This is a genomic window from Bacillus sp. MC1252, from assembly GCF_056838025.1.
The window spans coordinates 1,358,230-1,370,397 of sequence record NZ_CM166369.1; the positions used below are offsets into that span (position 1 = coordinate 1,358,230).

Genomic DNA, 12,168 nt, shown 5'->3' on the forward strand with positions numbered 1-12,168 from the left:
TGTTCATCATATCAGATTTATGACCGAAAAGGAAAATGGGGATCCGCTTTGAAGCCAAAATAAAAAAGCCGCTTTCGTGCGGCTTTTTTAGCGGTTCAGTTGTTTCACAGGCTGTGCATTAGAAGGGGGCATATGTGAAAATGACAGGCTCATTCCTCCTAAAATAATACCCGTTAAAATGACTGTGACAACGACCCGTTTACCTAAATCAAGCAACATGTTTTTCCTCCTTCACGTTTATCCATTTCTCACGATATGATCGAAATGAGGGAAAAAGAAGTAGAACAGGAAGATTATTTTAATGTTTTTTGCAATTTGTCGATGACTTCTAATGAACGCCCTGTTCCAATCGCTACACATTCCAGCGGATTTGCCGCAATATGAACCGGAACGACAATCTCTTGAGAGAGCCATTCTTGAATGCCATTTAAAAGAGCACCACCGCCAGTTAAAATCACGCCGCGGTCTACAATATCACCACTTAGCTCTGGAGGGCTGTCCTCTAACGTGGCACGAATTGCTTCTAAAATATGAAGAAGTGATTCTCGCAGGGCGCCTTGAATTTCATGAGAATCAAGCGTGATCGTTTTTGGAAGACCTGTGACAAGATCGCGTCCGCGCACTTCTAATGACTCAGGCTCATGTTCAATGAGTCCATACCCAATTTCCATTTTCACCTGTTCGGCTGTCCGCTCTCCGATCAATAGATTGTATTTCTTTCTTACAAACGTAATGATATCCTCATCCAGCTGATCTCCTCCAATTCGAATGGAATGACAAGAGACAACGCCGCCAAATGAAATGATCGCCACTTCGGTTGTTCCTCCGCCAATATCTACGACGACGTTTGCAACAGGCTCGTCTACCGGTAGATCAGCGCCGATTGCAGCTGCGACAGGTTCTTCAATTAAATGCACATGCTTTGCCCCGCAATTCTTTACAGCATCACTGATCGCGCGGCGCTCGACAGCTGTTGAACCAGAAGGTGTACATACAACGACGGTCGGCTTTCTAAAGGTAAATCCAATATTCTTTCCTGCTTTTTTCATAATTTGTTTTAGTAAATCTGTTGTCATATCATAATCAGCGATGACACCATCTTTCATCGGGCGGATCGCCACAATTTTCCCAGGGGTTTTCCCAATCATTTCTTTTGCTTCTGATCCGACTGCAAGTACAGTCTTTGTTTCTGTATCTACTGCCACGACGGACGGTTCATTTAAAATAATTCCCTTGTTTTTACTATAAACCAATATGTTAGCTGTTCCTAAATCAATTCCAATTTCGGCATTTTGAAACATGTTTTCACCCAATCTCTATTTTTGCTGTTTTAAACAATTTTACATTTAAAAGTTCAGAGGGCTGCTGTCATTTGTGGGGGTTTGTGATGACCTTGAAATGAATCTGTAAAATTCAAGTCTCATTTTGACAAACACAATAAATTTTCCCTTTGTTTTTTCTTTTATGAAAAAAATTTTTAAGCAGGAGAAACCTTTCGTGAATCTCTTACGTCTACGATATATCAATTGGTGAATACCAGATTGATCTTGAGCTAATGAAAGAAAGAGGGAACGAAATTGAAATCTATCGGAGTCGTAAGAAAAGTAGATGAACTAGGGCGTATTGTTATGCCAATCGAATTGAGAAGAGCACTTGATATCGCAATTAAAGACAGTATGGAATTTTTTATAGATGGAGATAAAATCGTCTTGAAAAAATATCAGCCTCAAGGTGTTTGTCTCATGACTGGTGAGATTACTTCTGAGAATCATGAATATGGAAATGGTCAAATTACATTAAGCGCTGAAGGAGCAGAACTACTGCTAAAAGAGCTGCAAGAAGCCCTTCAGCAGTAAATAAAAATAGCCTGCTCTCTTGCTTCGTGCTGAGAACAGGCTATTTTTTATGAAAAAAGTTCCTTAAAAATGCCCCATCTCCCTCAAAAAATAAGTGGAAAATGGTACAATTGACAAAGAATCTCAGGGCGGCAGGTGGAATCATTTGAACAAAACATATCAAGTGCGGATCGTGTTATCTGTTCTTGCATTTATATTAATCTTAAGCTGGGGTTTCTTTTATTATCTAGGCGGCTATCAAATTAATTGGCCGCTCGATCTAGCCTTTACAGTCGTTGTTTTAGCTGGTATTTGGGTCGTCTCAGGCTATGTGGACCGGTTAAATTTACTTGTGTCAGATTTAAACAAGCGAGAAAAAGAAGCACACGAACTGACGGAGCGGCTGAATCGAATAACAGATAACTTGCAAGAAATCGTCTTTGAAACAAATGAAAAGGGTCAAATCATTTTTTTAAATCAAGCATGGAAACAAATGACGGGCTACGATATAGATGAATGTCTAGGCACGATGTACAATCAGTACTTTGATCAAGAAGAGCGTGTTGTCAAGCATTTGTTATCTGTGATAAAAGAACATAAGGATGCGGGCCGAGTTGAACTGCAGCTCCTCCATAAAGAGGGAAAGAAGGTATGGGGAGACGTTCATTACAAGCTCTACTTTGATGAGCAGCACCAGTTTACTGGAGGTATTGGAACGGTTGCCGATATCACGAAACAAAAGCAGGCAAAGCTCGAGCTTGAAAAATCCAATCAACAATTGCAAATGCAGGCGCAAAAGCTCGCCGTTGCAGGACAAATAGCCGCTGGAATTGCCCATGAAGTCAGAAATCCGCTGACATCAGTAAACGGCTTTTTACAGCTGATGAAAACACAATATCCCGAAAGAACCGATTATTTTGACATTATCTTTTCCGAAATTAAACGGATTGATTTTGTTTTAAGCGAGCTGCTTGTGTTAGCAAAGCCTCAATCGGTCAATTTTCAAGAAGTCCGGCTTCATGAGCTGTTAGAACAGGTGATTACCCTGCTAAAAACAAATGCAGTTCTTTCTAATATTGACCTCAAGCAGCCATTTAAAAAGCAGGATGCTGGGGCTATCTTAGCAGATGCCAACCAAATGAAGCAGCTGTTCATTAATTTAATCAAAAATGCCATTGAGGCGATGCCTGAAGGCGGTAGCATATACATATCAACAGAGAAAGTGATGAATGAATGGAAAATCACCATTCAAGATGAAGGGAAAGGGATGTCTGAAGAGAATATTCAGAAAATATATGACCCTTTCTTCTCAACTAAAAAAGAAGGAACAGGGCTTGGTCTGACCATCTGTGCGACGATTTTAAAAGATCATCACGGAAGAATGGAAGTATCCAGTGAGCTGGGAAAAGGCACAGCTTTTCATATTTATTTACCTGTGTGTCAAAAGAGCAGACAGTAGCAAGGTGAGAGGACGTGATTTCATGACGAAGAAAACTTTATTTGTATATGGGGCGCTTCTAAAACATGAAGAGCACCATGAGGCGTATATGAAAGAAAACAGGCCATTAGCTAAATCAGCTTGGATAAATGGAAGGCTATACGATACTGGTGCAGGATACCCTGCGTGTATTCTCACGGGAAAAAGCACAGTATATGGGGAATTGTATGAGGTGACCGCTGAAACATTGAATAAGTTAGACGCGCTAGAGGAAGGGTATGACAAGCAGGAAATTGATGTCATGACGGATCAAGGACCAAAGGCAGCCATTGCATACACATTACCAGAGCAGATGGCATCAGGGCTGAAGGAAATTGAGAGCGGCAGCTGGAAAGAATACAGACTGTGGCAGCGTCAGCCGTCATCCTTCTATTATTTTGCCTATGGCTCCTGTATGGATGATGCAAGGTTTAAGCTAGCTAAAGTCGATCATTACTTCAAACGAATCGTCGGAGGCGGTGCACTTGACCGCTTTACAACTAGATTTACATTGGTGCGGCCTGATGGATCAAGAGCCGATATGGTAGAAGACGGCGGAGAAACAGAGGGCGTTTTATATGAGGTGCCTTTTGATGCCATTCGTTATTTGTACAAACGAGAGGGTGTATATGAGGGTACTTATCGTCCAGCTTTTGTCGATGTCAAAATGGGTGATCAAGTATATGAGGATTGTTTAACCTTTCTCGTCCTTCAAAAGAGCGAAGAAATCGCTCCGCCAGGTCATTATCGCAGTGAAATTGAAAAAGGAGCAGACCTTTACTTAAGTGAAGCGTTCCGCAAAAAAATTCGTTCGCATATGGATTCATTAACCAAATCGTAGTAAAATGCATGGTAAGTGATATAAAAGGAGTCTGAACATGAAAAAAGAATATGCAGTCATTGGTCTTGGACGCTTTGGCGGAAGTATTTGCAAGGCGCTGAGCGAAGAAGGACTTGAAGTGATGGCCATGGATATGAATGAAGATCGAGTGAACGAATACGCTAAAATTGCGTCACATGCGGTGATTGGTGATTCGACGGATGAATCTGTTTTAAAAAACCTCGGCATTCGCAACTTTGATCATGTCATCGTCGCGATTGGAGAAAACATTCAGGCAAGTATTTTAACAACGATTATGCTGAAAGAGCTTGGCGTCAAAATGGTCACAGTGAAAGCGCAAAATGACTACCATGAAAAGGTACTCAACAAAATTGGAGCGGATCGCATCGTTCATCCAGAGCGAGACATGGGCAGGCGGATTGCGCATAAAATCATTTCCAACAACGTGCTGGATTATCTCGAGCTGTCAGATGAGTATAGCCTCATTGAAATCGTTGCAAACAGCAGACTTGCCGGGCATTCTCTTTTAGATCTTGATATTAGAGCAAGATATGGCATCAATATTGTAGCGATTAAGCGCGGGAAAGAAGTCATTGTTTCCCCGCTGGCAGATGAAATGATCCAAAAAGAAGATATCCTCATTGTTATTGGGGCAGTAGCAGATATTGGACGCTTTGAAAAACGAGAAATGCAGAACGACTATTAAACACTCCGAGGGCGGGGTGTTTTTTTATGATTGTGTACACGACAGACGGACAGTGAAGAGGGGGAAACAAATTGAAATAGGCTCATTTTGTTATGAATAACAGCAAAAGTGATCCCCAATATTTTTCATGCAATTATCACTATTCAGAAATAAAAATCAGTCCTTTTATATGGTTGATTTTCTCTAAATGTCATTGACTGGGCAAACAGATTCGTTTACGATAAGAAACATTATATTGTTTACTTGGAGGAGGCAGTGTCGTTGGATAAGGAGCTTTTCAGACATCAAATTGAGGTAGCTGCAAAGAGAAAAAAAGCAGCCCTAGTGATTAAACATGCGAAGGTTATGGACGTGTTTAACCAGGAATGGATAGACGCTGATGTCGCTGTTGAAAATGGAAAAATAGTAGGGATTGGAGAATACGAGGGAGAGCAGGAGCTGGATGCAGCCGGTCAAATGCTTATACCTGGCTTTATTGATGGGCACGTTCATATCGAGTCCTCCATGGTGACCCCTGCTGAATTCTCCAAAGCTGTCGTTCCCCGCGGTGTGACAAGTGTCGTAACAGACCCGCATGAAATTGCCAACGTTTCAGGTATAACAGGCATCCGTTTTATGCTGGAAGAAGCGAGAAAAGCTGCCTTAAATATATATTTTATGCTGCCATCCTGTGTGCCGGCTGTCAGCTTTGAACGATCAGGTGCTACGCTAAAAGCGAAAGATTTAAAGCCTCTTTATCAAGAGAAAGAGGTTCTTGGTCTTGCTGAGGTGATGGACTATGTCGGTGTAGAGCAGGCAGAAGAAGATATGCTTCAAAAACTGCTCGATGCTCAAAACGAGAACAAATTAATTGATGGCCACCTAGCAGGCTTAACAGACCGATTAATAAACGTCTACCGGACAGCAAATGTCCAAACAGATCATGAGGTGACAACAGCTCAGGAAGCCCTTGAACGTGTAAAACGAGGCATGTATGTCATGCTGAGAGAAGGATCTGTTGCCAAAAACGTGAAAAATGTTTTACCAGCTGTCAATGAGAAAAATGCGAGACGCTTTTTCTTTTGTACCGATGATAAACATTTAGATGATCTCATGGCGCAAGGAAGTATTGATGAGCAGGTGCGTATGTCCATCAAAGAAGGATTGGATCCCTTTTTAGCGTATCAAATGGGGAGTTTAAATGCAGCGGAGTGTTTTGGTCTTAGCACAAAGGGAGCGATTGCGCCAGGCTTTGACGCGGATTTTATGCTCATTTCTGACCTTCATCAAGTAGACATCACAAGCGTATTTATTGCAGGCGAATTGGTCTCACAGCATGGAGATTACCAGCCAAGTGTTGAAAAGATATCACCGAGTCCTGCATTATTACAATCTGTCCATGCAGTGGATGTTCAAGATAAAGATCTTATACTGCCTATCACAGATGATCAAAAGATGAATGTCATTCGCATCATTCCGAATCAGCTTGAAACGAAATTAGAACAAGTATCTCCTTCAGAAATCAATGGACAATTTACTAGTGATACAGAAAGAGATGTATTAAAAATGGTGCTTGTCGAACGTCATCAAGGTTTATCTGAGATTGGGGTAGGGATTGTCAGTGGCTTTGGCTTAAAAGAGGGAGCCATTGCAACAACTGTGGCGCATGATTCTCATAACTTAATTGCTGTTGGCACAAATGATGCCGATATGATCAAAGCCATTGAGACGTTAAAAGAAGCAGGCGGCGGATTGACTGTTGTGAGGGACGGCCAGCCTCTTCATACACTTCCATTACCGATCTCTGGTTTATTATCAGATCAACCAGCACATCTAGTAAATGAAAGTCTTCATGCACTCCATGAAGCGTTAAAAGAAACAGGTTTTGCCTTAGATTTCAATCCATTTTTGACGCTATCCTTCTTGGCACTCCCAGTCATTCCTGATGTAAAAATGACGACAAAGGGATTGTTTGATGTCAGAAGCTTTCAGCATCTCCCAATTCAATCATAAAAGAATGAATGAGAAACCGCATGTATATTTGTATATATGCGGTTTTTTAATGCTGGACGAAAAAAAGAGACACAGCCAATGGCTTGTGTCTCTCAGCGTGAAGACAAACCCTCGCATTCGGTGTCAGTTCTGCGTGCTGGTGCTCACGAATGTCACATTCGCTCCGCGCCAGTACTCGACCTTTCTAGACTTCAAAGGTTTTCATATCACGCTGAAAAGAAGACAAAGGGCTAAAATAAAGATCATTTTAGCCCTTTGTCTGATTACACTTCCATAATGATCGGTAAGATCATTGGGCGGCGTCTTGTTTTTTCATAAAGGAAAGGTGCAAGTGTGTCAGTAATTTCGTTCTTAATTTCTGACCATTGTGTTGTCTTGCGTTCCATCACTTTTTCAAGATGCTTTGAAATCAAATCCTGTGCGTCATTGATGAGGTCTCCAGATTCTCTCATGTAGACAAAGCCTCTTGAGATCAAATCAGGACCAGCAGAGATTTTGAATTCGTTCATGTCCATGCTGACGACAACAATGACAAGACCTTCTTCTGAAAGAATGCGGCGGTCTCTTAATACGATGTTTCCGATATCACCAATGCCGCTTCCGTCGATATACACGTTACCTGATGGAATTTTGCCAGCGACACTTGCTTCGTCACCTTTCAGTGCAAGAACTTCACCATTATCCATGATAAAGCAGTTTTCCTCAGGAATTCCGCAATCATTCGCAAGTTTAATATGCGTTTTTTGCATGCGGTATTCACCATGAATCGGCATGAAGAATTTAGGTTTAATTAAACGGAGCATTAGTTTTTGTTCTTCTTGTCCGCCGTGACCAGATGTGTGAATATTATTTAGTGAGCCATGAATGACCTCAGCGCCAGCACGATAAAGCTGGTTGATGGTACGGCTTACGCTAATATTGTTACCTGGGATCGGTGAAGATGAGAAGACAACTGTGTCTCCAGGATTAATGGAAATCTGGCGGTGAGTACCGTTTGCAATACGAGAAAGAGCTGCCATCGGTTCACCCTGGCTGCCAGTACAAAGAATGGTGACTTTGTTTGCTGGAAGACGGTTGATTTCATTATGTTCAATGAACGTGTTTTTTGGACATTTAATATAGCCAAGATCTTGTCCAATATCAATTGCGGACTCCATACTACGCCCAAACACAGCGACTTTTCGGCCGTTGGCAACAGCGGACTCAATGACTTGCTGTAGTCTGTGAATGTTTGAAGCAAACGTTGCAAAGATAATACGTCCATCTACTTTTCTAAAGATGTCATCAATGCTTTCACCTACGCGTCTTTCAGACATCGTAAATTCTGGGATTTCACTGTTTGTACTGTCAGATAGAAGACAAAGGACGCCTTCTTTACCAATCTCAGCCATTTTCGTTAAATTGGCAGGCTCGCCAACAGGGGTAAAGTCAAACTTGAAATCACCTGTATGTACGATGTTGCCAGGAGGTGTCTTCACGACAATTCCGTAAGAATCTGGAATGCTGTGCGTTGTTCTAAAGAAAGACACCGCTGTTTTTCTAAATTTAATGGTATCTTCTTCTTCATAAATGTGAAGTTTCGTCTGTCTCAAGAGACCGTGCTCTTCCAATTTATTACGAAGTAGGCCGATTGCGAGTTTGCCTCCGTAAACTGGAATATTCACTTGCTTGAGAAGGTAAGGGATACCGCCGATGTGGTCTTCATGTCCGTGAGTGATGAATAGACCTTTGATTTTATCTTCGTTTTTAACTAAGTACGTATAGTCAGGGATGACGTAATCAATTCCGAGAAGCTCATCTTCAGGGAACTTAATACCAGCATCAATTAAAATGATTTCATCTTGAAATTGAACGCCATACGTGTTTTTACCGATCTCACCTAATCCGCCGAGCGCAAAAACTGCCGCCTGATCGTTTTTAACAAATTTCATTCCTCTCATAGCTCCAATACTTTAAAATTTTCACTTTCTCGTTCATAGTCTAAAAAAGCACCGTCTACAGCCTGAATGAATTCAATATTGTAGTTATGTTTTTTCAACTTATCGCGTACGTCTCTTTCAGAAACCGCTTCAACGTATAGTGAATCTGTGTGTTCTCTTACAGGTACCTCAGTAGTACTTGCCTGAAAAAATACCTTATATATCATCCAAATCTCTCCTTAAATACCGTATGTTACACTCGCTTATTCTATTATATTAAAAAAACGCGCATAAGAAAAGGCTCTGAGAAAAAAGGACCTTCAGCAAATGTGCGGAAGATCCTTTTAAGCAATCGATTTTTTACGAAGCATGTCCTTCCATTGTCTTCGAATTTTCTTACGCAGACGACGAAGCATCGCGGATCGCCTCCTTTCGGGATGATGTCATTTTAGGGCAGCAAGTCCGTTCTCTCTTTATACTTGTATTATATGATGTTTCCATTGAATGTTACATGGTTATATGTGGGAAATGGGCGTTTTAAAAGGAATTGGTTTCGAAAGCGGAAATCTTTCTGTATGATGAAGGGGAGAGTGTGTACATAACGAGAGACAGGAGACGAGATATGAATAAAAAAGTCATCTTTTTTGATATCGACGGTACTTTATATGATCATGATAAAAAAATACCTGAATCAACGAAGCGAGCAGTTCGTTTATTAAAAGAAAAAGGGCATCATCTTTTTATTGCATCTGGGCGTTCGCCTTTTTTGATTCAACCTATCTTACAAGAATTAGCACTTGACTCCTTTATTGCGTATAACGGTCAGTATGTCATGTATGAGGGGGAGGTCATTTACGGTAATCCGCTTAAACTGGAGCTGATGGAGCAAATTTATGAGACGGCGGATCGTCATGATCATCCGCTTGTTTTCATGGGGGAAAAAACGATGAAGGCTTCTGTGCCGAATCATCCGTTTATCCATGAAGGGATTGGGACTTTAAAAACAGAGCATCCTGAGCATGATTTGTCTTTCTTTAAAGAAAACGAGATTTTTCAAATGCTGCTATTTTGTAAGGCAGAAGAGGAAGTCCAATACGAGGCGTTCTGCGAAGAAATTGATCTTGTCAGATGGCACGAGCTGTCAACAGATGTCTTGCCAAAGGGCGGGTCGAAAGCTGAAGGCATCAAACGAGTTATCGAAAGACTGCCTTACGATCAAAAGGATACCGTTGCCTTTGGAGACGGTCTGAACGATAGAGAAATGATTTCATTTGTTGGAACAGGTGTTGCCATGGGAAATGCTGTGAGTGAATTAAAAACATTGGCTGATTTTGTGACAAAACCAGTAGATGAGGACGGCATATTCCATGCAGTGACCCATTTAGGCCTCATTGAAGAATAAAAAAGAAGACCCTGGCTAATGGGTCTTCTTTTTATTTTATGATCTGCCGATCGCAACAGAGTTGTCTGGCTCGGCGAATGGCTGATCCTTTTGAATATGATCATAAAACATAATGCCATTCAGGTGGTCAATTTCATGCTGAAAGACGATGGCAGGGAACCCTTTTAAGCGGATATCAATGTCCTCCCCTTCAACCGTTGTTGCCTTGACCCTGATTTTTTCATAACGCGGGACGAATCCAGGGATGGCTTCATCAACAGATAAGCAGCCTTCTCCAGTAGCCAAATAAGCTCTTTTGACTGAATGACTGACAATACGAGGATTGAACAGGGCATAGCTGTATTGCTGCCCATCCTCATCCTCACAGTGAACAGCGATCATACGTTTACTAATATTGATTTGCGGAGCTGCTAGTCCTACGCCGGGTCTCAGTCCATATTTTTCAGCAATGTCTTCATCCTGACTATTTTTAACGAATTCGATCATGTCAGCTAATTGCTGTTTTTCTTCTTCTGTTGGCGGGAGTTCGACCGCTTCAGCTGTTTGCCTCAAGACGGGATGCCCGTCCCTTACGATATCATCCATGGTAATCACAAAACTTCACTCCTATTTCCTTTGTATGTAAAGTATATAAAATGATACACAACATATGCAATGAAATAAAGAAGACCGGCCCTATGAGACCGGTCAAAGGCTTAGACAGCCATTAGCAGCAGCCGCCGCCACCGCCGCCTAAGAATGCTGCGCCTACAATGATCAATAGGATGAAAAGGACGACGATTAAAGCGAATGTACGTCCACCACCGTATCCGTATCCACCACCATAACTTGGATAACAGCAGCCACCACCGTATCCATATCCGCCGTATCCACCATATCCACCATACATACTTCCATGACTATAATTAGACATATTTTTGACCTCCTTTGGAAATACACTCGGCCTCTCAGAAGTGAAGGCGAAGCGTGTAATATAAACTATGTATGAATGCACTATTTGTATAGTCATGAGCCTATAGCTTGAAAAAAATCTTCTTCACCTAAAAAGGCTAACCTCTTTCCTTGTCACAAACGCCTATAAAAATTATAGTGGTATGTGGAGATATAAAGGGGGACCTTTTGATGAAACAGAGGAAAAGAAGCATCAAAGCAGGTGCTGCTTTAGCGGGGATATGTACCCTCTTGCTTGCGGGCTGCGGAGGTCAAAGTCCGTTCAATGAGATGCAAGATGCGATGACGAAAATGAGCGAAAAAGAGGCGACCTTTGAAAAAGAGCAAGGCGCACTGCAAAACTATGAGAAAAAAGAGCAGAAGCTGTATACGAAAATGATTCAAACGACAAAGGACCATACAAAAACAGTGTCAAGCCTTTCTGATCAGGCGTTAGCATCAGCTACGAAACGAGAAGAACATTTAAAAACAGAAAAAGACAGCATGGATCAATCGAAAAAAGAATTGCAAACTGTAAAGGAATCTGCCGGGCGGATACAAGATGCGGCATTAAAGGATAAAGCAGATCAAACGGTGAAATCAATCGAGAAGAGATTTGCGTCGTACGATCAGCTTTACCGTGAGTATCAAAAGGCGTTGAAACAAGATCAGCATTTGTATCAATCTTTAAAGAAAAAAGACTTAGGATACGAGGAACTGAAATCCAAACTGAAGACAGTGAATCGTTCTTACAGCAAGGTCAGAAAAGAAAGCAAGAAGTTCAATCAATATACAGACCAATTGAATGAGCATAAACAGGCTTTGTACAAAGCTGCAGATAAAGAGTCAAAAAAGAGCTGAAAAAAACAGCTCTTTTCTTATTTTTCGACAAAAACAAACATTTGCTATTGTAGTACAGTAGTACACTCTATACTAGTACAGTTCATGCTGTTCGTTAAACAGATTGATACAGCTCACCATAAAAAGTAAAGCGAATACATTTATTTAAATAAAGCCGTTAAATCAATTGACGGACTATTTTTCTTGTTGTAAACTATTCCTTGTT

At 41.3% G+C, this 12,168-nt stretch carries 13 protein-coding genes; 7 read left to right on the forward strand and 6 right to left on the reverse strand.

From position 1 onward, the window contains the following. Positions 1–87 precede the first annotated feature (87 nt). Positions 88–219, reverse strand: coding sequence for a protein YkpC (locus ACYH0L_RS06840; RefSeq protein ID WP_003210922.1), 132 nt, complete (start codon positions 217–219; stop codon positions 88–90). A gap of 74 nt (positions 220–293) precedes the next feature. Continuing rightward, positions 294–1,301, reverse strand: a complete 1,008-nt coding sequence (gene mreBH, locus ACYH0L_RS06845; protein ID WP_099728754.1) for a rod-share determining protein MreBH — start codon at positions 1,299–1,301, stop codon at positions 294–296. A gap of 276 nt (positions 1,302–1,577) precedes the next feature. Here mreBH and ACYH0L_RS06850 point away from each other — a divergent pair, with 276 nt between their 5' ends. From ACYH0L_RS06850 to ade, 5 genes are all read left to right on the forward strand, one after another. Beyond that, entirely contained in the window at positions 1,578–1,856 is a 279-nt protein-coding gene (locus tag ACYH0L_RS06850) for an AbrB/MazE/SpoVT family DNA-binding domain-containing protein (protein ID WP_099728755.1), read from the forward strand. A 145-nt stretch (positions 1,857–2,001) separates the two neighbouring features. Further along, the gene (locus ACYH0L_RS06855) at positions 2,002–3,294 is read left to right on the forward strand and encodes an ATP-binding protein (protein ID WP_249704678.1); all 1,293 of its coding nucleotides are present in this window, start codon (positions 2,002–2,004) and stop codon (positions 3,292–3,294) included. A 22-nt stretch (positions 3,295–3,316) separates the two neighbouring features. Beyond that, a complete protein-coding gene (locus tag ACYH0L_RS06860; protein WP_249704680.1) occupies positions 3,317–4,153 on the forward strand; it encodes a gamma-glutamylcyclotransferase family protein in 837 nt (278 codons plus the stop codon). 37 nt (positions 4,154–4,190) lie between these two features. Continuing rightward, on the forward strand, positions 4,191–4,859 hold the full coding sequence (locus tag ACYH0L_RS06865; protein WP_008345123.1) for a potassium channel family protein: 669 nt from the start codon (positions 4,191–4,193) through the stop codon (positions 4,857–4,859). A gap of 261 nt (positions 4,860–5,120) precedes the next feature. Continuing rightward, a complete protein-coding gene (ade, locus tag ACYH0L_RS06870) occupies positions 5,121–6,851 on the forward strand; it encodes an adenine deaminase (protein WP_327925295.1) in 1,731 nt (576 codons plus the stop codon). Between the two features lie 263 nt (positions 6,852–7,114). Here ade and rnjA read toward each other — a convergent pair whose 3' ends face one another. Beyond that, positions 7,115–8,782, reverse strand: coding sequence for a ribonuclease J1 (rnjA, locus tag ACYH0L_RS06875; protein WP_099725993.1), 1,668 nt, complete (start codon positions 8,780–8,782; stop codon positions 7,115–7,117). Positions 8,783–8,787: 5 nt separating this feature from the next. After that, entirely contained in the window at positions 8,788–8,997 is a 210-nt protein-coding gene (locus tag ACYH0L_RS06880) for a DNA-dependent RNA polymerase subunit epsilon (RefSeq protein WP_099725992.1), read from the reverse strand. A gap of 395 nt (positions 8,998–9,392) precedes the next feature. Between ACYH0L_RS06880 and ACYH0L_RS06885 the strand changes: the two genes are divergently transcribed. Continuing rightward, complete coding sequence (locus ACYH0L_RS06885; RefSeq protein WP_230031179.1) at positions 9,393–10,172, forward strand: Cof-type HAD-IIB family hydrolase; 780 nt, start codon at positions 9,393–9,395, stop codon at positions 10,170–10,172. A gap of 36 nt (positions 10,173–10,208) precedes the next feature. Here the strand turns inward: ACYH0L_RS06885 and def are convergent, their stop codons facing one another. Together def and ACYH0L_RS06895 are read right to left on the reverse strand one after the other, a co-directional pair. Continuing rightward, the gene (gene def, locus ACYH0L_RS06890) at positions 10,209–10,766 is read right to left on the reverse strand and encodes a peptide deformylase (RefSeq protein ID WP_099725990.1); all 558 of its coding nucleotides are present in this window, start codon (positions 10,764–10,766) and stop codon (positions 10,209–10,211) included. A gap of 112 nt (positions 10,767–10,878) precedes the next feature. Next, positions 10,879–11,061 (reverse strand): YjcZ family sporulation protein, encoded by a 183-nt coding sequence (locus ACYH0L_RS06895; protein WP_142353653.1) that lies wholly within the window; start codon positions 11,059–11,061, stop codon positions 10,879–10,881. 233 nt (positions 11,062–11,294) lie between these two features. Here ACYH0L_RS06895 and ACYH0L_RS06900 point away from each other — a divergent pair, with 233 nt between their 5' ends. Continuing rightward, positions 11,295–11,963 (forward strand): YkyA family protein, encoded by a 669-nt coding sequence (locus ACYH0L_RS06900; protein WP_249704684.1) that lies wholly within the window; start codon positions 11,295–11,297, stop codon positions 11,961–11,963. The last annotated feature ends 205 nt before the right edge of the window (positions 11,964–12,168 follow it).

What these genes read in the sequence shown, in the direction of transcription:
- ACYH0L_RS06840 (WP_003210922.1), bottom strand. Translation starts at nt 219, where the DNA reads ATGTTGCTTGATTTAGGTAAACGGGTCGTTGTCACAGTCATTTTAACG.
- mreBH (WP_099728754.1), bottom strand. Translation starts at nt 1,301, where the DNA reads ATGTTTCAAAATGCCGAAATTGGAATTGATTTAGGAACAGCTAACATA.
- ACYH0L_RS06860 (WP_249704680.1), top strand. Translation starts at nt 3,317, where the DNA reads ATGACGAAGAAAACTTTATTTGTATATGGGGCGCTTCTAAAACATGAA.
- ACYH0L_RS06865 (WP_008345123.1), top strand. Translation starts at nt 4,191, where the DNA reads ATGAAAAAAGAATATGCAGTCATTGGTCTTGGACGCTTTGGCGGAAGT.
- rnjA (WP_099725993.1), bottom strand. Translation starts at nt 8,782, where the DNA reads ATGAAATTTGTTAAAAACGATCAGGCGGCAGTTTTTGCGCTCGGCGGA.
- ACYH0L_RS06880 (WP_099725992.1), bottom strand. Translation starts at nt 8,997, where the DNA reads ATGATATATAAGGTATTTTTTCAGGCAAGTACTACTGAGGTACCTGTA.
- ACYH0L_RS06885 (WP_230031179.1), top strand. Translation starts at nt 9,393, where the DNA reads ATGAATAAAAAAGTCATCTTTTTTGATATCGACGGTACTTTATATGAT.
- ACYH0L_RS06895 (WP_142353653.1), bottom strand. Translation starts at nt 11,061, where the DNA reads ATGTATGGTGGATATGGTGGATACGGCGGATATGGATACGGTGGTGGC.
- ACYH0L_RS06900 (WP_249704684.1), top strand. Translation starts at nt 11,295, where the DNA reads ATGAAACAGAGGAAAAGAAGCATCAAAGCAGGTGCTGCTTTAGCGGGG.